This window comes from Kamptonema formosum PCC 6407 (assembly GCF_000332155.1).
GTDB lineage: Bacteria > Cyanobacteriota > Cyanobacteriia > Cyanobacteriales > Microcoleaceae > Kamptonema > Kamptonema formosum.
Genome location: NZ_KB235904.1, coordinates 1,262,590 through 1,283,331, shown reverse-complemented (window position 1 = coordinate 1,283,331; position 20,742 = coordinate 1,262,590). Strand labels below are relative to the sequence as shown.

Here is a 20,742-nt window from a genome sequence, read left to right as displayed (position 1 = left end):
TTAAGTAGTCGGGCATAAATAAACGCTAACTTGTAGAGTGGGCGCTCGCCGCAAAAATTTGTCACGATTCGCTAATATGGTTTCGGCGAGCGCCCACCTTACGTTTATTTATGCCCACCTACTTAGTTATTAGTTGTTGTGGTTAAATAGACACACATAAATAAACTCTTATGCTCGTCTTTAGTGGCTGTAGCTGCTCAATTTATAGAATAGAATAAATTAGCTAAAGCCACTACTACCAATTGTAGTCATTGCCTGTTTTTAATACTCGATCGCGAACAAGCAACAACTAACAATTAACAAATAACAACTAACAATTAACCATTACCTATTTACGATTTTTAATGATGTCATCTAATTTTTGTCCTTCAGGAAGTTCAACAAAAATGCGATCGCCTGCTTTGACTCCTTCAAGTATTTGAATTTTGTTGCCAATAGTAGAACCAATAGTAACTGGTTGAAACTTAGGTTTACTTTTCTCATCAGGAATTAGCACCCCCGTATTGCCTTTGCTAGTAACGATCGCTACTGTCGGTACAACTAAAGCATTGTTCAGTTGTTGACCTACAAACCTGAGATCGACATTCATTCCCGACTGCAACAAGTCTTTGCCTTTATCAATAGCTACTCTGACTTGAAATAAAGTCACATCTCGTTCTTTCACCGCTTCGGGAGCGATTAATTTAACTTTCCCTGTAAACACTTGATCGGGATAAGCATCTGCTACAATCTCTACGACTTGACCGGGTTTAATTTGACCGATATCTGACTCTGGTACTTTAGCTAAAACTTCCAAGTCTCGCGCTAGAGCAACAACAGAGGTGGAAGTTGCAGAGTCAGTAGCCGAGGCTGAAGTAGTGGGAGTTACAAATGCTCCTTGAATAGCGTATCTTTGGGTAATAATTCCTCCAAAAGGAGCGCGAATTCTGCTATCTTCTAACTGGACTTTATAGTAACTAACTTGGGCATTTACTTCTGCTACATTTGCTTTAGCGGCAGCAATTTCTTCAGGGCGACTACCATTAACAAGCTGGGCTAACTTGCTCCTAGCTTCTGTAACTTCGGCTTCGGCTCTAGTAATTTCTTCGGGGCGAGTACCGTTCTGTTTTTGGTTTAAGGCTTGTCGCTGTTGTTCGACGGCGGCTTGCAATTGTTGGATCTGCGATCGCCGATTTTCTTGTAATTGTTGTAAGCGCCTTTCAGCTTCCTGTACATTCGCTCTAGCAGTGCGGTCTTCTTTTTTATACTCCTCAAATTGATCTTGAGAAATTGCACCTTCTTCCACTAAATCCTGATTTCGAGTTAAGCGTTGAGCTGTCAGTTCGGCTGCGGCTTTATTGGCTTCAATTTGAGATTTTGCTTGGGCTATTTCTTGTAATAAACTCCCTGATTGAGCATTTGCTAAACGGGCTTGGGCTTCATTTAAACTAGCTTGACTTTGGGCGACTTCTTCGGAACGGCTACCCGATCGCAGTTGTGCTAGATTGGCTTCAATTTGCTCTAACCGAGCTTGAGCTTGGACGATTTCTTCTGGGCGGTTCCCGGCTTGAAGTTGGTCTAGTTTGGCGATCGCGCTAGCTAGACGTGCTTGAGCTTGCATCAGTTGGGCTTCTATGTCGCGACTTTCCATGCGGGCGATCAATTGTCCCTGCTGTACGCGATCGCCTTGTTCGACGTACAATTCCGCTATCCGGCCAGAGGTTTTCGGACTCAGGTTGACTCTCTGTACTGGCTGGACTGTCCCTGAGCTCGTAATTCGCACAGTCAGGTTTTGCGCCTCAACTGGGACAGTCAGAGATTGAATAATATCCGCCTGTGGTTTAGCTTGACTTTTGACTATATATATGGTAGTTGGTACAGCCAGCAAACCTGCTGCAAGCAGTCCGATCGCCCACCGATTAAATTTACGAGTGGGTTTCTTAGGAGGCTGCGGTTCAAAGGGTTTAGAATCTTTCACTTTGACCTGAGCAGCAGTTTGCTTGTCATGGCTAACGATCATACCGACTCACTATTTAAACTCAGGATTACTTTCAGCATAAGGTTGGCAGTGGCGATCGCGCATCCTCTCTCAGATTCACCCATTTGGGTGATTTCGGGCAATCGTCTTAGCTAGCCTATATAAAGAATTATAGCTCTTTATTTCAAAATATTACAAATTTTTATTTGTATCTTTTAAGGTATAGCAACCGCCACAACGGTTAAGACATTCTCGATCGCCCAAACCATTTCTTTGATTGCATTTTCCTCCTTCCTCCTGCCTCCTGCCTCCTGCTATAGTTCATCTTGATTCCAAACAATAAAAAACCGAGTAGCCCAAAAGCCACCCGGCAAATTATCCTTTAGACCTTAGATACGATCTAAAATCTATAACTCTTAGGCAGTCACAGCGCTCTTAGAAATAGCTTTCAGTTCGCCCTTAGCATACTTAGCTGCAAAATCATCCAGAGAAATTTGCTTGATATTAGTACCATGACCAGCAGCACCAAAAGACTGATAGCGATCGCTACAAACCTTCTGCATATACTTAATCGAAGGCTTCATAAAGTGGCGAGGATCGAACTCTTCAGGCTTAGCAGCCAAAGCTTCACGCACCGCAGCAGTAATCGCCAAACGGTTGTCAGTGTCAATATTAATCTTGCGGACACCGCTTTGAATTCCCTTTTGGATTTCTTCGACAGGTACACCGTAAGTTTCCCGGATCTTACCGCCATACTGGTTGATCAAAGCCAGCAAATCTTCAGGAACAGAAGAGGAACCGTGCATTACCAAGTGAGTATTCGGTAAGCGGCGGTGAATTTCTTCAATGCGGCTAATTGCTAAAACTTCACCAGTTGGCTTACGAGTAAACTTGTAAGCACCGTGAGAAGTACCGATCGCAACGGCTAAAGCATCAACCTGAGTTTGCTCAACGAAATCCACAGCTTGGTCAGGGTCAGTTAACAATTGGTCGTGAGAGAGTACACCCTCAGCACCGTGACCATCTTCAGCTTCACCCATACCAGTTTCCAGAGAACCCAAACAGCCCAGTTCGCCTTCCACGCTAACGCCAATGGAGTGAGCTACTTTCACAACTTCGCTGGTAACATTGACGTTGTATTCGTAGCTAGCAGGAGTCTTAGCATCTGCTTCCAAAGAACCATCCATCATCACGCTGGTAAAACCGTTGCGAATCGCCGAATAGCAAGTACCGGGAGCATTACCATGATCTTGGTGCATGACAATGGGGATGTGGGGGTAAGTTTCCACAGCAGCCAAAATCAAATGGCGTAAGAAGTTTTCGCCAGCATAAGAACGAGCACCGCGAGAAGCTTGCAGGATTACGGGGCTATTGGTTTCATCCGCCGCCCGCATGATAGCCTGAATCTGCTCCATGTTGTTTACATTGTAAGCAGGAATGCCATAACCGTTTTCCGCCGCGTGATCCAGCAGTAGCCGCATGGGTACGATCGCCATAGATGTTCCTCCTAAATTATTTGTAGTTTCTAAGCAGTGGGTCTTAGACGAGTTCAATTCTTAGGACAATCTTAAGACACTTTGCCACATATAGCGAAATATGTTTAGCGAATCTTAGGGACGGGAGGGACTAGGGGAGCAAGGAAATACCCAGTCATAGCAACGGCCAAGGCGTTTAGGACGTAAAACGCCATAAATCCTCTTCGGGTATCTCGTAAACCATCAAACTACTCCAGTTTTTTGCGAAAAGGTGTCAGATTCTTTACCTGACCCCAAAACCCGAAAGCCTAATTGCTCAAAGGAGCGATCGCAAGGCGAAAGCCTTTTTCTCTGACCAAAGTGACATAATAGGGATAAACATAAGATCGGGATGGCTAAAAAGCTGAGTGTATAAACATTCTTCCTTCTCTCCTAGATAACTAAATTTTTCTTCCTTCTTCCTTCTACTTACTACTCACAAATTAACCTCAGTTAAACTCGCAAACTACCCGAAGCCTCGATCGTAAGTAGTTTACCATCATCGGATTTGGTAGATAAATTTTTTAACGATCTCAGGGTTGCGATCCTATATTATTTGTCTGACAAAGATTGCGATCGCTGTTACTAACCATCGGATTGTACATCAAATAATCTTGCATCCAATCGCAGCCGCGAGCGACAATGCTGCCTAGATTCAAATTATCCACTGGTAACAAAGTTACTGTTTTATCTCGACCTCCAAAAGCCAATATTTTACTATTTGGACTGAAACCCAAACTAATCACTCTAGCCGTGTGCTGGATAGTTTTAAGCAATGTCGCATTCGTTCCCACAAATTGCCACAAAGTAATAGTATTATCAGCATTCGCTAAGGCAATTAGTTTTCCATCGGGGCTGAAGCTGGAACCAATAACGCGATCGCTACTATTAAGAGTTTGTCGCAATCTCCCGTCAAGATTCCAAAGTTTTAGAGTTTTATCATTGCTGGCAGAGGCAATAATATCGCCTTGAGGACTGAAGCTGACGCTGTTAACACTGTCGGCGTGTTTGAGAGTTTGTAGCAAACTCGTATCCTTGCCGTTAAACCGCCAAAGTTTTACCGTTTTATCTTCACTTGCTGAAGCAATAATTTTGCCATTGGGACTGAAACTGACGCTATTAACACTTTCTTGATGATTGAGGGTTTTAAGTAGTTTACCGTCACGGTTCCAAAGTTTAACAGTCTTATCATCGCTAGCAGTTGCTACTACACTCCCTTCCGGGTTAAAACTAACACTAAAAACTTCTCCGTCATGGCCTTTTAGGGTTTTGAGTTCCTTGCCTTCCAGGTTCCAGAGTTTGACAGTTTTGTTTTCGCCTGCGGTTGCGAAGATATCTCCTTTAGGCGAGAAACTAACGGCACTAACAGAACCTTGATTGCTAAAAACAGTTTTTACTAAACTGCCCTCAGTACGCCAAATTTTTACAGTTTTGTCGGCACTTCCCGAAGCAATAATCTTGCCATCGGGACTGAAACTAATGCTATAAATCCAATCGCTATGTCCGGCGAGAATTTTGCTTAAAGGAGTGCTATCAGGCTGCCAGATTTTTATAGTTTTGTCGTAACTACCAGAGGCGATTGTACCGTCGCGGTTGAAACTTACCGATCGCACGTCGTCTTGATGTCCTCTGAGAGTGTTCAGTAATTCGCCAGTGTAGGCGTTCCAAATTTTGATTGTATCGTCTGCACTGCCGGAAGCGATCGTTTCGCCGTCGTTGCTGAAACTGACACTCACAACGTGATCGTTATGTCCTTTGAGAGTTCTAAGTTCTTTACCGTCTAGGTTCCAGAGTTTGATCGTGTTGTCTGCCGAAGCGGTAGCAATTGTTTTGCGATCGCGACTGAAACTGACGCTGTAAACCCAACTTGTATGTCCTTTGAGAGTTCTGAGTTCTTTACCGTCTAGGTTCCAGAGTTTCACTGTACCGTCTTTACTAGCGGAGGCGATCGTTTTCCCGTCGGGACTGAAACTCACCCCCAACACCCAATCTCTATGACCTATTAAGGTTCTTAGCAGAATACCGCCTTTAGTCCAGAGTTTCACTGTTCTGTCGTAACTAGCGGTGGCAATAGTTTGACCGTCGGGACTAAAACTGACGCTAGTTACAGGTTCATCGTGACTCCTGAAAGTTGCGATCGCAACTCCATCTTTAACCCGCCACAATTTCGCAATTTTATCAGCAGATGTAGTCGCGATCGTTGTACCATCTGGGCTAAAACTTATCCCAAATAAACTATCATTGTGTTGCAAAGGCACACCAATTACTTGACCATTTTTGTTCCAAATTCTCACAGTACAATCCGCACTTGCAGAGGCGATTGTATTACCGTCGGGACTGAAACTTACCCCAGAGATACCTTTACCATGCCCCTCAAAACTATTGCGTTCTTGTAAGCCAGAGACAACTTGTCTGAGTCTTTCTGCCAATTGATTTTTAGTTGCGATTGACAATTCAGTTTTTTCAGATTCTTTGCCTAATTTGACACTAGCTAGTAATACCCCCAACGGATCGTTTTTACTTGAGAGTAAGAGAACTTCCGACCCCGAAATTAACCCATCAATACGAGCAATTTCAGCTTCCTGTTTAGCCTTCTTTGCTTGTTCAGCTTGGATAGATGCAGACAAAGTAAACGCGCCCAGAACAATTGCACCTGCAACTACAGTAATAAATCCTATCCAAAATTGTTGTTTTCTCTGATTTCTCTGAAGTTTTTCTTCTGCTTCTCGCTGTTTTTCTTTGGCTTCTGCTAACTCTTTTTCTTGGCGGAATTTCTCGATTTGATCTCGGTTTAATTTATTTTGCTTTTGCAACTCCGCAAATTCACTCTGCCTATCCAATTCTTCCTGTTGGCGGATGAAAGCAACTAAATAGTCATGAATGAGCTGGTAAAGCTCTACTGGTACTTCAGTCCAGCGAAATGCCAGCCCAGATTTTACCAATAGCTCTAAAACTAAATCTAATTTATCAGATTCTTCAAGTGTTGCTAAATCTGTCGCTAATTCGGCGCGAGTTTTCAGGGGACGAGTATCATTTTCATCTGTCAGCAAGTACAAAACTCGCCGCACTGCCCGCTCGTTTTCTGGCCCACAGTCTTTAACAACTTCTTCTAAAAATTGCTCCACTAATTTTTGTTTGGGATTAGCACCTAATTGTTGATATTGAGCTAATGTTGTAATCTCCTCTTCTTGTAGTTGTGCGCCTACAACTTGCAGCTCAATTGGTCGCACTTCTCCCGAATCTTGAGCTAAGTGTTTTACTAACTCATCAATCAGCGCTGGTTCTAAGTAAAACTGGGAGCGTTCAGTTAATTTTTTAATCACAGCACGAGCGTCTGCTGGGGAAAAATTCCCTAAATAGAAGAGGATATCTTTACTAAGAATGTCCCCCATAATATCATTGTCAAACGCATTTATAGGATGTTTGGGGCGACTGAACTCTAGCAAATAATGTAAATAATCTTCCCGCACTGACAAGATGACTTTTACAAAGGGAATATTTAAGCACAACCTTAAAAATTCAAAAAACTCCTGTCTTTTTGCTGGCTCTTTCCACAAAAAGAAAAACTCTTCAAACTGATCGAAAATCAAGACTGTGAGCAAATTCTTTTGCTCTGCATTCTTTCGCAGTAATTCAATAATTTGTGCAGTGTCTACTGCTGCCTCCTGTGCCGACTGCATGGCAGCACCATTTATTCCTACAGATTCAAACTTAGAATCAGAGTTAGATTCCTCTGTTTTATACTCTGCATCTATAGTAGATATCGAATCGTTACTAGAGGCAAATTCCGGCGCAAATTCTTCAATTGGCTGCCCGGTAATTTTGCTTTTCCCAATGGATAACTGCTTCCTTAATTCCCGCCGCCAGTCATTGTAAACTTGCAGCACCGATGATAAAACACTACGAGAATCAATTGCTTTTTGTTTAAGAGCAGGGACTAATCCTGCTCTCACAATCGAACTTTTTCCCACTCCCGATTGACCGTAAATAACTGTCAATTTGTGTTGAGTACTGCTCATCCGCTCTATCAAGCGATTGAGATCCCTTTCCCGGCCGGAAGCGGTAATTTCATCAGCAATGGTTGCAGCAGGTGCAGTCGTTTCCATTGCAGGATTAATAGCTTCTTGATGGGGCTGTAATCTCCCAGCACCAATAAATGCCCGGAACCGATATGTATGTTCAATTGCGCGATATTCTTGCTTAATTTTGAAAGCTTCGAGATAGTATCCCTCTTGAAAATATAATTCTCTCCGCATTTCTAAAAGCCGGAGATATAATTGCGGATCGTAAACAGGCAAGCTTTCCCGGCAGGCAATTTCTAAGTGGTGTATAGCCAGAGCTTTCTCACCTAATTCATTCTCAGCCATTGCTAAAATTAACAGGTACAAACTTTTGTACTGAGATTTTACCCGCGTCTCGTGTTCCGTTTCTTTCGCAACTGTTGCCGGCAAAATTTCTAGAGCAATTGCCGCCCATTCTTTGGCATTTTCCCATTCTTTCCGCTCTAGGGCAACAGCAGCGAGAAAGCCATAATCTTGAGCTAAATTCACTTGTGCTGGTTCCCCAATATCTTGATGCAATCTCCTAGATTTAACCGCCAAATCCCAGAGACTATCCCAATCTTCTAAATGCTGTAATACCTCACCAAGTTGATTAATAAACTCAGCAACTAAGTCTTGTCGCCCAGCACGATCGAAAATATTAATACACCGTTGGAGATGATTTTTAGCTTCTGTCCAATAAGAGACGTTGCCAGTGCGTTTCTGTTCCGCGTGGCGGTGATAGCATAATCCGATATGAAACAGTAAAACACCTTCTAATAAAGAGGAATGCGGAAGGTGGAAGGATGAAACCACTAATTCTCCTTCACCGTTCATTCTTACAAATTCATTTTGCCAAAAATTCAAGCTTTGCTGATAAAGTTCCAGGGCTGCATCAATGCAGTTGCTAGCATATTCCTGTCGCCCCAGAATAAAGTGTAAACTGGCTTCGAGAGCAGGGTGTAAACTAATGCCATAACTTTGTAAATCTTGGCGAGCTGACTCCAATTCTAAAGCAGAACTCGCACCTAAAATCGCGTTATTGGTTAATCGCCAAGCGCCCTCGTCTAAGACCGCAGAAAATAAACGGCTGGCGCTTTTACCTAAGAAATCGATCAACTCATCAGGACTGAGACTAAATTCAATTGTGGTCGTCCAACTTTCGATATCTGTAACTAAACGAATCAGCTTTTTTGATATTTTGTCCGTTACCCATAAAGCTATAGGGAAAGGAAAATTATTGCGAAACTCTTCTCTTACATAATTAGTTGAAGTCAGCACTTGGTCAATATCGCTTACTGTTTCTAGACCAAATACCATTAAAGCCCCTGGGTGTTCGCCGCCCAGTTCTGCTTCGATAGTAGTATAAAGTGTCTTGACAGAGACGGGGAGGACGAGTTCTCGCAGGGAGACGGGATATTGTTGACGCAGTTGTTCTACTATTTGCTCTCTTAGTGAGGCGTAGTTGCAGCGCACTAAAATCAGGGAAAATTGCCCCTGAGACATGGCGAGGGTTCTGGAGAGAGTTTGTAGTGACTGTTTATTCTCTAGGGCTGTGTCTGTTTCTGCCTGCGGGTTAATCATTCCTTGAATTCCTTCCCCTTTTGCCTATTCCTAGCATTCTAATACTAATGCGTGAAAAATCATGCGATCGCAATTTTTTAGACTGGGTGGTTAAAACCGCGTCTACACAAACAAAACCCGCCTACGCGGGTTCAATTTTATGACCTCTTAGACTGGGCGGTGAAAACCGCGCCTATAACAATGAAACCCTGATGGTGCGCTGGTTTCAATTCTACAGTTACCATCTGCGGTCATTTTATTCACCCAAAGTATAATACTTACGAACATAGTCCTGATACCCGACACTCTCTTGTCTTTTCATTCCTAGCTGCTACTAACAGCAAATCTGACTGCAAGCGTCTATCTTTGCCCCTGCCTAGTACCTCTGCAAGTTCGACTTTCATTTTTAGATTACGATTTGATAAGGGGGATTGATGTTCAAGATTTGCGGTGGTTAAATTGTTGCTTTCTGCAATTTTTATGCTGGTAATAGTAGCCCAGCTTTGACTGGTGCTTACTGTTAGTAACAGTGGTAATACTGTACTAAAAAATATTATTTTTGCGATCGCATGAGACATTTTTTTCTCCTTGTTGAATCTGAGTAATGGGGTTCGGCTCTGGGATTTATGTCCGGCGCTAATTTCATTAGTTGTTCTATTCATTGATGGTGATTGAATTTCGTAGAAGATGTACCCTAATCTGTGACACTACCTTTACAGGTTGCTTAGCGCTAGTTTACAGCGGACTGTTCCCCTCTTTCTTACTACAGAGCTACCAAGGCTTAACCGTAAGATGATGGGACTATTTAAGTTACCAAGGGTAATTTTTCATTTTTTGACCCAGTAGTTGCCTACTATTTAAGAGGGAACAGTTTTCACGCTGGCACACTGCTAGCACTAGGTAATGTATTGCTATAAGTAGAAAAAGATGGACGGCAGGAAAATACTATTGCTCTAAGCTTTATGGGAATTGGAACAATAGTTTTAATTATGGGCGGTGATATACCATGACTGTGTTTTTCTGTCAATACATTTATTATATCAGATGGAAAAAAGCTTGTAAGTGAAGAGTTAGAAGTAAAATGCAATAAAAGTAAGGGTTTGAGCAATTAACTAAGCAATCCCAAGGCCTTGCTACACCCTTACAATGGGTAAGTCCTATATTTCTCGTAGAGAGTCACGATTTTTCAAAGAAACCGGGTTTTTGCATAAGTCCTAAAGTTCTTAATGTGTTGGTACTTATAGCAACCGCCAGGGCGGTTAGGGGAAAAGAGGGGCTAGGGGCTACGATGCTCAGGGCTAGGGAAGAAGGGAAGAAGGGGAGAAGGGGAAGAAGGAAGAAGGGAAAGAAGAGAAAGAAGGGAAAGAGGGGAAGAAAGTCAATAGTTTGGGCCATGAGCGAGTGTCCTAACCGTTGTAGCGGTTGCTATATCACTAACGTCAACCGCCGTCTCGACTTTAAGGATAATGTCGAGACGGCGGCGTTACGTAAGTAATGCTTAAGTGCTATAGATTTAAAAGTGCGATCGCCTGTTACTGCAAGCCCCAAGACCATGAGGACATTCTAAATCGTCGCACCCTTCGGCAAGCGCGATCGCGCCGCAGCCCTTACTTTTATTCTCTTTCCCCTCTTCCTTCTCCCTTCTTCCCCTTCTCCCCTTCTCCCCTTCTTCCCTAGCCCCTAGCCCCTCTTTTCCCCTAGCCCCTAGCCCCTCTTTTCCCCTAGCCCCTAGCCCCTAGCCCCTAGCCCCTATTTAGTTAAGCCATGTTCGAGAGCGTAGCGGACTAACTCGGTGCGGCTATTGGTACCAGTTTTAGTGAATAGGCGGCTAACGTACTTTTCTACATTGCGAACGCTGGTTTCTAGGCGACGGGCTATTTCCTTATTCATTAAGCCTTGGGCGACTAAATCTAAAACGCTTTGTTCTCGCGGAGTTAAATCTATTTTAATTGGTGATGGAGATTGCGCGATCGCAGAGCGTCCTGTCAAGAATGACTCTATTCTCGCCATCTGATTCGCCAAAGCTGTAATATCAGGAGTTTCTGTATTTTCGCCAGACTCCTTGGCGGCGGCCCGCCGTACTAACAAATTGGTGACAATTGCCACGAGCTCATCAGGGTCAAAAGGTTTGGAAATATAAGCGTCGCAACCAGCCTGATAACCTTGGATGCGGTCTGTTGTCATCCCTTTAGCGGTCAAAAACACGACTGGCATTGCCTTAAATCGAGGGTCTTCGCGCATTTGCGAAAGAAATTGATAGCCGTCAACTTGGGGCATCATGATGTCAGAAATTACTAAATCAGGGGGATTTTTTTGCAGTAGTTCCCATCCCTCGCGCCCATTGCTGGCAACGTCAACATTAAAGTTGCTATCTTCCAAGTAAGCTTGTACTGCTTCCCGCAATCCAGGCTCGTCATCTACTAATAACAGTCGTGCTGACATTTGTGCTACCATTTCGCTCTGTGGCTTTTTTCTTAGTTGATTTGACCTGATATAGCTAGGGGCTACGATGCTCAGGGCTAGGGGAAGAAGGAAAGAAGGGAAGAAGAGGAAGAGAATCAAGGGTGGAAAAAATGAGCTGCGGCGAAGCCCTTACTTTTATTTTCTTTCCCCTTTTTTCCCTAGTCCTTAGTTCTGAGCATCGTAGCCCTAACCTACAAAAGCAGTTGCTATATATTGCACAAGTGGCAATAACTCCTATTTTACATCAGTTGCGAGGCACGAAGCAATCTGAGGAGTTGCGAATCAATTGCCAAAAACCGCAGAATCACCCTAATCAACACAAATCATCGAAAAAATTTGCCTTTCGGCTTTCATCTGCGGTAAACAAACATCAAGAATAGCGAATTCCAGCTTCTTTCATCCGCTCAATTGCCTCATACATCCGCTCATCAGCAACCGTCAAAGCAATACGAAAAAATCCTTCACCCGCTGCACCGTAACCATTCCCAGGAGGCACAATAATCCCGCACTTCTCTAACAACAAACTGACAAATTCAGTTGAAGTATAACCCTTGGGTACAGGGGCCCACACATAAAGCGTAGCCTTCGGTGGCTCAATCGGCCAACCTAAAGATTGCAAACCTTTAACGATAATGTCACGGCGTTTTTGATAAACTGACATCACCGCTTGTAATTCGGCTTCCGTAGTCGAATAGGCTGCGATCGCAGCTCGTTGAATTGCCTTAAAAACTCCTGAATCTACATTAGTCTTAACTTGACCTAATCCTTTAATTCCTGTTGCATTTCCGACTACAAAACCAACGCGCCAGCCAGTCATATTGTAAGATTTAGACAAGCTGTGAAATTCAATTGCTATGTCCTTTGCACCCTCAACTTCTAACACACTCGGCGGCTTATAACCATCGTAAGCCATCTCCGAATAAGCGTGGTCATGGCAGAGCAAAATATCGTACTTTTTGCAATAGGCTACCAACTTCTCGAAATCTGCCAAAGTTGCGATCGCACCAGTTGGGTTGTTAGGATAGTTAATCCACATCAACTTAGCCTTAGTCGCTACCTCTTCAGGAATCGCACTCAAATCTGGCAAAAATCCATTCGCCGCTGTCAGCGCCATCGGATAGGGTTCGCCCCCCGCAAAAATCGTCGATGTGCGATATACTGGATAACCAGGGTCAGAAATCAGGGTGTAGTCTCCCGGTTCCACAAAAGCCAAAAAAGTGTTGTGGATCGACTCTTTAGAACCAATGGAAGAAACAACTTCCGTGTCAGGGTTTAAATCTTTAACTCCAAATCGGCGTTCCATCCACGCTACCACCGCTTGCCGATAATCTTTCGTACCTTGGTAGGGAGGATAATTATGAGTAGAAGAGTCTGCGATCGCCTCCTGCATTGCCTGGACAATATGAGCCGGAGTAGGCTTGTCAGGGTCGCCAACTCCCATATTAATGATATCAACCCCTTTGGCGACAAGCTCATCCCGTTTTCGGTCAATCTCAGCAAACAGATAAGGCGGTATTTTTTCTAAGCGCTTGGCAAACTGCATGGCAATGTAAAATAGAGGGCTGGGTGACTCTAAAGCACCAATGACAGTTTACCGCCAAGGTAAGTTATTTTTCTCAAAAAAGCTATGGACGACAACCCCAGGTAAGAGGAAAACGTTCTCATTACCTCCCCTTCACCTGCCGCTAAGAACTAGGTACCAATTGAATCCGACCCGCATCCATCTCATCCATCAATAACTCTAGCGCCTCAAAGTCAACATCAGAGATGTAACCTACCCTAGTCAGCTCGTAGTTGATCTCATTTTCGATATCAGGAGTCAACCGCTTAATGTAGAGGGCTTTTTCTACAAGTTTACGAATAGCATGAGTAGCTTGCATAATAGTTAGGGGAACTCCGCATATCTCAATTCTGGACTCAAGGTCTAAATGGGCCCGTGATCTCAGGCTGGAAACACAAGTGATATCTGTCACATCCTTGAGAATCAAGGGACAAATTTGGTTTGAAAGCCCCCAGGATCGTAGGAATCCTGAAAGTATATGCACCCATACACTAAAGCAAGGAAAGTAGTGTATTTCTCTAGTATAAATTTTACAACCTTTACAGAAACTTTAAAAAAAGGGTGCAAAATCATAAAGATTCAGTGAAATTACTTAGGTGGGATAGTCAATACAGATAATTCTGGGTTAAATTTAGGGATATGACGTAGGCGTTGGCTGAAGCCCACTCACTACCGTAGTTGAAAATACGTAGTAACCAGAGGTTTGACTCATGCACGCAGTTCTTGCCCGCGAACCAATTACAGTGATCTCTCCCCAGAGCTACCTGAATGCAGTCACCGTTGGAGAATTTCACAGCCAATTAAACGCAGCTTTTGCCAATCCGGGGCTTTCGACCTTGCTAGTCAATCTCGAAAAAGTAGAATTTTTAGACAGTTCCGGCTTGCTGGCATTGGTTTCCGGGCTCAAAAGAGCCAAGAGCTTAAATAAAAGATTTAGCATTTGTTCAGTTCCCCCTGCCATTAGGATGATCTTTGAACTCAGCCAACTCGACCAAGTTTTCGAGATTTTCGAGATGGGTGCTGGCTTTGAAACTGCGATCGCAAACAACCATAGCCATTAACCATTGGCGGATTAACCATTTTTAAGGTAGGCTCAGAAGAAATCGCCAGTAGAAGCGAATAGAAGCGAGTAGAGCCGTGCCAGTTGCAGTAGAGAAATTACTTACCCCAGAAATCAAGCAGCCTGCCCGTTATTTAGGAAACGAATTAGGAGCAGTACATAAGCCTTGGGATACCGCAACCGTGCGTTGGGTCTTAACATACCCCGAAGTCTATGAAGTAGGTGCTTCTAACTTAGGGCATATCATCCTGTACAACATTTTAAATACAGTACCCAGGCAACTATGCGATCGCGCCTACTTGCCAGCAGCAGACTTAGCGGCAAAACTTAGAGCGACACAAACCCCCCTATTCGCCGTCGAGTCCAAGCGATCGCTCACAGACTTTGATATTCTCGGCTTTAGCCTCAGCTACGAACTAGGAGCCACCAATATCTTAGAAATGCTTGATTTAGCAGGCATTCCTTTGACTTGGAAAGAGCGAGGAGATGGGGGAGAGGGGGGAGATGGGGGAGTTAAATCCTCCCTATCCTCCCCATCCTCCCCACCTTCCCCATCCTCCCCATCCTCCCCACCTTCCCCATCCTCCCCATCCTGGCCCCTAATCTTCGCCGGTGGACAAACAGCAACATCTAATCCCGAACCCTACGCCAACTTTTTCGACTTCATCGCCTTGGGAGACGGGGAAGAACTACTTCCTGAAATTGGTTTAGTCCTAGAATTGGGCAAAGCTAATAACTTGAGCCGCGAAGAATTACTGCTAGATTTAGCTCAAATTCCCGGCGTATACGTCCCCCAATTCTACGAAATGGCAACAGATGGCTCCGTGTACCCCACAAGGCCAGATGTTCCCGAACGAATTTTGCGGCGGGTAGCAACTCCTATACCAGCCTACTCCATCGGCTTAGTGCCCTACGTCGAGACAGTACACGATCGCCTCACCATCGAAATTCGCCGGGGTTGCACTCGCGGATGTCGTTTTTGTCAACCGGGAATGTTAACTCGTCCCGCTAGGGATGTCGAACCCGAACAAGTTGCAGATGCGATCGAACAAGGCATGAGAGCCACAGGATATAACGAATTTTCGCTTTTATCCCTGAGTTGTTCCGACTATTTAGCACTACCAGCACTAGGCTTAGAAATCAAAAATCGCCTCAAAGACGAAAATATCACCCTATCTTTACCTAGCCAGCGGGTAGACAGATTTGACGAAAATATCGCTAACATCCTGGGTGGTACGCGACAAGGTAGCTTGACTTTTGCCCCGGAAGCTGGCACTCAGCGGATGCGGGATATTATCAATAAAGGTTTGACCAACGAAGAACTATTGCGAGGTGTTAAAACTGCCTTTGAGCAAGGCTGGGACAAGATCAAGTTGTATTTTATGATCGGCTTGCCTGGAGAAACGGACGTTGATGTAATTGGTATTGCGGAGACAATTCGCTGGCTACATCAGGAATGTAGAGCATCTGGGCGCAGACGGTTAAATTTTACCTTGACCATTTCTAACTTTACGCCCAAGCCTCACACTCCCTTTCAGTGGCACTCAGTCTCTACCGCTGAGTTCGAGCGCAAACAAGCCTTACTGAAGGCAGAATTTCGGGGAATGAAAGGGGTTAAGGTAAATTTTACCGATGTGCGGATTTCCGCGATGGAAGACTTTATCGGTAGGGGCGATCGCCGCTTAGCCCCAGTTGTCCGCCGCGCCTGGGAATTAGGCGCAGGAATGGATGCTTGGTGGGAAAGTTTAGACCGTGCTTTTGGCGCTTGGACGCAGGCGATCGCAGAATCTGGATTAAGCTGGAAATACCGCCTAGTAGATAATGGGGAATGGAATGTGATGGAAGGTGAGGTCACGCCGCCATCCCAGTGCATTGACCCCCCAGAGGCAGGCGTTACCAAGGCAAGTTTTGAGGATAAAGTTTCTTCACCTCCCGCTCTCGATCGCCCCCTACCTTGGGATCATATAGATACAGGCATTGACAAAGTTTGGCTGAAAACTGACTTGCAACGAGCCCTAGAAGCAGCTACAGTTCCCGACTGTTCCTTTGAAGGCTGTTCCCACTGTGGTGTCTGCGGGACAGATTTCGGTCATAACATTGTTGTTGTGCCTCCCTCGATTCCTCCCTTTGCAGGTCATTTCGTCCCCAACCAAGAGCGCAAACAGCGCTTGCGGGTGTGGTTTGGTAAGCTGGGCGATCTGGCTTTAGTCAGTCATCTGGATTTGGTAAGATTATTTGACCGCGCTCTGCGGCGCTCTTCCTTGCCGATTTCCTTTACTGGCGGATTTCGTCCTAGTCCCCGGATTTCTCCAGCTAATGCCTTACCTTTGGGCGCTACCAGTAGCGGTGAAATTGTGGACTTTGAGCTGACTCAACTTGTAGACGTGGCGTTTTTTCGAGAAAAACTGGCAGCTAATTTACCCGAAAATATTCCCATTTACAAAATTGAAGAGGTTGATGTCAAAGCTCCCTCCGCTACCCAGTTATTGACGCAGGCCGAGTATTTGATTACAGTAGGTTTAGTGCGATCGCCAGAGGATTTAGAAGGTAAGGGCAAATTTCCACAACCTCAGCCCCGATGGGCAGATTGGGTAGAGGAAATTAAAGCAGCTACGGCTTTTTGGCGGGAGCAAACCTCAAAGTCTGGCAAGGTGCAAAGCGTCAATTTGCGCGATCGCCTGCAAGAATTGGAACTTGTACCTGCATTGAGTAACAGCCCAAATAGCTGCGAAACTAACTCTGAAATTACCCTCCTTCGCTGCATCGGCAGTTGCCGTAACGACGGCACTATAATGCGACCAGAGCATATCATCTATATGCTCGAACAAGTCAGCCCGCAGGAAATTCAACTCCTTTCCACCCACCGTAACCAGCTCATCCTTAGCTAGGTTTCTCGATCCCGGTTTTGTTTTCTGAATAATGCTATAGTGCGTGGAGAGGTGACTATATCTATAAGATCGTTAGTTATCTAGCGAGTTCAAAACAACTCCAAACATCACTTGAGTTTTTTAGCAGTAGCCTTGAGCATAAGCAAACTTGTTTCTTAATAGGAAGAATAGGTGGTTAATAAATTGTCTAAAACTCCATAAATTTGTCTGATTAAGGCAAGTTGTGCTATCATTGCAAATAGCAGAAAACTAATGCTACCGCTTTGAGCGGATTACAAAGATTGGGCTTGATATCCTGGTAGTCTTAAAACTAGCTCGCCTTTAATAAGGTTCAAAGGGACGCGGCGATTAAAGGAGCTGAAAATAATGGTTAAGACGCAAAGTTATCATTACGAATTGTATAATTAGTAAGGTCGGCTCGACCTGAATTTATGCCTGTGAAGTAGAAGGGGCCGACCCCTACGCAGAAGCAGGAATTAGATTCCTAACTGTTTTTTGGCAGTGATGGATAGTTTCTATCAAGCCCCAGCAGCAGCAACAGTAGCAGCAGCAGAAGCAAAACGGTTGTCAAGAGATAGCCGATACCACTGGTTTTTACCAAGGGATAAAATTGGCATTGTTAAAGATGCCGCGATCGGTCGGCTCAGTGAAGCAAGAATCCCCTTGTCAGAAAGTGCCAATTAAGATGCTTTGTGTTTAGGAAGCTGATGTGGCAGTAGTGCTGTTAGCGCAAGCCGCTGAGTCAACCAGCAACGCGGGCTGGGTGCAACTCACTTCTGGGCAAGACTTCGAGCTTTTTGTGCATTCTTGACTAAATCCAACGCCAAACCCTCCAATGAGGGGAAGAGCAAAAATATCGATTAGTTCAAGCGAACGACTCACCATTGAGCCTGGGCTTACTCAACAATCAATCGGCTCTAGCTAGTCTGAGATTGTTAGAAAATTGCTCTATTTGACGAACAAATTAAGATTTTAGATAGTAGATTTTAGATAATTTTAGTTATGAGCCGATAGTCGGTTTCAACTAAGAAACAAATCTAAACTCTACAAACAGTTAACAGTTAACAGTTAACAGTTAACAGTTAACAGTTAACAGTTAACAGTTAACAAGCAGCTACCAATCACAGCCAAAGTCATAGGCACGGGCAGCGTAGGTGTCTTAAACTTGCTGCAAAAATTTGAGGAAATTGAATGCCAAAGCAGATAGTTATAGCGGAGCAGCATCGCCTTGCTGCTGTATTTTCCGAAGATCAAATCCAAGAACTCGTAGTCGCCACTGGCAGTCACCAAGTCAGCGATATCTATCTCGGAATTGTTGAAAATGTATTACCCGGAATAGACGCAGCCTTCGTCAATATTGGCGACCCCGATCGCAACGGCTTTATGCACGTCACCGACTTAGGGCCCCTACGGTTGAAACGCTCCGCAGGCGCGATTACAGAATTGCTTGCTCCCCAGCAGAAAGTCCTAGTCCAAGTGATGAAAGAGCCAACGGGAACTAAAGGCCCCCGACTCACGGGCAACATTACTCTTCCCGGACGCTACTTAGTTCTAATGCCCTACGGCCGGGGCGTAAATCTCTCCCGCCGCATCAAATCCGAAAACGAGCGCAACCGCCTCAGAGCGCTAGCAATTTTAGTCAAACCTGCCGGTATGGGGTTGCTAGTCCGCACCGAAGCTGAAGGGATGACAGAAGAGGCAATCATAGAAGACTTAGAAGTTTTGCAAAAGCAGTGGGAAGCAGTCCAACAAGAAGGTAGTTCCACTCGAGCTCCAGCCCTGCTCAACCGTGACGATGATTTCATCCAGCGGGTACTGCGGGATATGTTCAGCAACGACGTGAACAGAATTGTCGTGGACTCCCAAAATGGCATTAAGCGCGTCAAGCAGCACTTAATGGCCTGGAATGGAAACAAACTACCGCCGGGAGTTCTGATCGACCACCACCGCGAACGGATTCCGATGCTGGAATATTTCCGCGTCAACCCCGCGATTAGAGAAGCCCTCAGACCTAGAGTGGACTTGCCCTCTGGGGGTTATATCATCATCCAGCCCACAGAAGCGCTGACGGTGATTGATGTCAACTCTGGTTCTTTCACCCGCTCAGCTACAGCCCGCGAAACCGTACTTTGGACTAACTGCGAAGCCGCAACGGAAATTGCCCGACAATTGCGCCTGCGAAATATTGCTGGCGTGATCATTGTGGACTTCATCGATATGGAATCGCGCCGCGACCAGTTACAGGTGCTAGAACATTTCAATAAAGCCCTTAGAGCTGACAAAGCACGACCACAAATTGCCCAATTATCTGAACTTGGGTTGGTAGAGCTCACCCGCAAACGCCAAGGTCAAAATATTTATGAATTGTTCGGTCACACTTGTCCTTCTTGCGGCGGATTGGGTCATCTCGTCCAACTTCCAGGAGAAGATGAGCTAGCTCCAGCAGTGCGTGACTTTTCTACAGCGCGTGAGTCCGCAGCCTCAAACCGTTCTTTACCTCGCCCCGCTTTTGCGGAAATATTGCCGACAGTGCCAGAAGTGCCAGAACGCCGCAGTTTGACTGGTACTCCCCGCCATAGCTTCGGGGAATCCCCTGGGCCTGTTAGGGAAGAGCGCTCTCTTGAGCCTGCACGGGCGGCTTGGGAAGCTCAGAACGAGGGGTTAGATTTCGATGGGAATAGCAGTTCATCCCTGGATTTGATTAATCACCCTAGTTATCAGGATTTAGGGAATGGGGCCCGCCGCCGCCGATCGCGCCAACGCCTGGGAGAGGGTAATCTGCCTGTGAGGGAGGAGGAGCCAACGCGCAGTAAGTTACGGGTGCCAAGCGTACCTTCAATGGCTGATTCCAGAGGAGAATACTTGGGAGTTCCAGGAGTGCGGGCAAGTTCCGAGACGTTCCCCATTGCCAGTACTATTGGCCAACGACGCGATCGCGACGATTTGGAGCGGGTGCGACCAGCTAGACCAGAACTCATGAAACCAATGGTAGAACCGCCGGAAGTGATTGCGGTGGAAATGACTCCAGAGGAACAAGATGTCTATGCTTTGATGGGAGTTTCTCCGTTGCTACTGTTGGATCGAACGGTGAAAAATCCCAAGAACGCGATTATTTCGGTAACGCTTCCCGGACAAGGGGGAACTGCACCGCAGGTTGAGCGATCGCCAGTGGAGGCAGAATCTGCGATCGTTACTGAGCAGATTGGGGAAGAGTCTAATTATGCAAAGGATGAGCCAGATTATGGAAGGCAAGAGTTAGATTACTCAAGGCAAGAGCCAGATTACTCAAGGCAAGAGCTAGATTACTCAAGGCAAGAGCCAGATTACGCAAGGCAAGAGTCAGATTACGCAAGGCAAGAGTCAGATTACGCAAAGGATGAGCCAGATTATGCAAGGCAAGAGCCAGATTATGCAGCCGCCTCTTTAGTTTCCTCTGCATATTTTGAGGAAGACAGCGATGACTATTCCGAGCATAGCGGTGAAGTTTCTAGTGTTGCTGAAACTTCTCGATCCAGCGAGCAGGAGGAGCAAGAACCTCTGAATCGCCGCCGTCGTCGTCGTTCTTCTGCCTTGGTTGAAGAATGAATAGGAAAATGGGGAAGATTAAGGGCCAGGATGGGGAGGATGGGAAAGGTAGGGAAGATAGGGAAGATTTAACTTCCCCATCTCCCCCATCTCCCCCATCTCCCCCACTCT

The 20,742-nt window shown here is 45.3% G+C and carries 12 protein-coding genes; 5 read left to right on the top strand and 7 right to left on the bottom strand.

What is annotated here, in order from left to right; genetic code table 11:
• Positions 1-328: 328 nt before the first annotated feature.
• From OSCIL6407_RS0122675 to OSCIL6407_RS0122660, 4 genes are all read right to left on the bottom strand, one after another.
• The gene (locus OSCIL6407_RS0122675) at positions 329-1,999 is read right to left on the bottom strand and encodes an efflux RND transporter periplasmic adaptor subunit (RefSeq protein ID WP_007354098.1); all 1,671 of its coding nucleotides are present in this window, start codon (positions 1,997-1,999) and stop codon (positions 329-331) included.
• Positions 2,000-2,373: 374 nt separating this feature from the next.
• Positions 2,374-3,453 carry a class II fructose-bisphosphate aldolase gene (gene fba, locus OSCIL6407_RS0122670; RefSeq protein WP_007354099.1) on the bottom strand — a complete coding sequence of 360 codons (1,080 nt, stop codon included), beginning with the start codon at positions 3,451-3,453 and terminating at the stop codon, positions 2,374-2,376.
• 551 nt (positions 3,454-4,004) lie between these two features.
• Positions 4,005-9,095 (bottom strand): WD40 domain-containing protein, encoded by a 5,091-nt coding sequence (locus OSCIL6407_RS0122665; protein ID WP_007354100.1) that lies wholly within the window; start codon positions 9,093-9,095, stop codon positions 4,005-4,007.
• Between the two features lie 257 nt (positions 9,096-9,352).
• On the bottom strand, positions 9,353-9,652 hold the full coding sequence (locus OSCIL6407_RS0122660; protein ID WP_007354101.1) for a hypothetical protein: 300 nt from the start codon (positions 9,650-9,652) through the stop codon (positions 9,353-9,355).
• A 653-nt stretch (positions 9,653-10,305) separates the two neighbouring features.
• Between OSCIL6407_RS0122660 and OSCIL6407_RS35530 the strand changes: the two genes are divergently transcribed.
• On the top strand, positions 10,306-10,569 hold the full coding sequence (locus OSCIL6407_RS35530; protein WP_155523417.1) for a hypothetical protein: 264 nt from the start codon (positions 10,306-10,308) through the stop codon (positions 10,567-10,569).
• A gap of 254 nt (positions 10,570-10,823) precedes the next feature.
• On the opposite strand, the gene OSCIL6407_RS0122650 is transcribed toward OSCIL6407_RS35530, so the two are convergent.
• The 3 genes from OSCIL6407_RS0122650 to OSCIL6407_RS0122635 form a co-directional block, all read right to left on the bottom strand.
• On the bottom strand, positions 10,824-11,516 hold the full coding sequence (locus OSCIL6407_RS0122650; protein WP_026103825.1) for a response regulator transcription factor: 693 nt from the start codon (positions 11,514-11,516) through the stop codon (positions 10,824-10,826).
• 391 nt (positions 11,517-11,907) lie between these two features.
• Complete coding sequence (locus OSCIL6407_RS0122640) at positions 11,908-13,080, bottom strand: pyridoxal phosphate-dependent aminotransferase (RefSeq protein WP_007354104.1); 1,173 nt, start codon at positions 13,078-13,080, stop codon at positions 11,908-11,910.
• Between the two features lie 142 nt (positions 13,081-13,222).
• Positions 13,223-13,417 carry a hypothetical protein gene (locus OSCIL6407_RS0122635; protein ID WP_019487700.1) on the bottom strand — a complete coding sequence of 65 codons (195 nt, stop codon included), beginning with the start codon at positions 13,415-13,417 and terminating at the stop codon, positions 13,223-13,225.
• A gap of 391 nt (positions 13,418-13,808) precedes the next feature.
• Here OSCIL6407_RS0122635 and OSCIL6407_RS0122630 point away from each other — a divergent pair, with 391 nt between their 5' ends.
• The 4 genes from OSCIL6407_RS0122630 to OSCIL6407_RS0122610 all read left to right on the top strand — a co-directional run bounded on the left by OSCIL6407_RS0122630 (position 13,809) and on the right by OSCIL6407_RS0122610 (position 20,631).
• Positions 13,809-14,159, top strand: a complete 351-nt coding sequence (locus tag OSCIL6407_RS0122630) for an STAS domain-containing protein (protein WP_019487699.1) — start codon at positions 13,809-13,811, stop codon at positions 14,157-14,159.
• Positions 14,160-14,235: 76 nt separating this feature from the next.
• Positions 14,236-17,046: a TIGR03936 family radical SAM-associated protein gene (locus OSCIL6407_RS0122625; protein WP_019487698.1), complete on the top strand. Its 2,811-nt coding sequence runs from the start codon at positions 14,236-14,238 to the stop codon at positions 17,044-17,046.
• Between the two features lie 504 nt (positions 17,047-17,550).
• The gene (locus OSCIL6407_RS0122620) at positions 17,551-17,730 is read left to right on the top strand and encodes a hypothetical protein (RefSeq protein WP_019487697.1); all 180 of its coding nucleotides are present in this window, start codon (positions 17,551-17,553) and stop codon (positions 17,728-17,730) included.
• Positions 17,731-18,237: 507 nt separating this feature from the next.
• On the top strand, positions 18,238-20,631 hold the full coding sequence (locus OSCIL6407_RS0122610; RefSeq protein WP_007358404.1) for an Rne/Rng family ribonuclease: 2,394 nt from the start codon (positions 18,238-18,240) through the stop codon (positions 20,629-20,631).
• Positions 20,632-20,742: the final 111 nt, after the last annotated feature.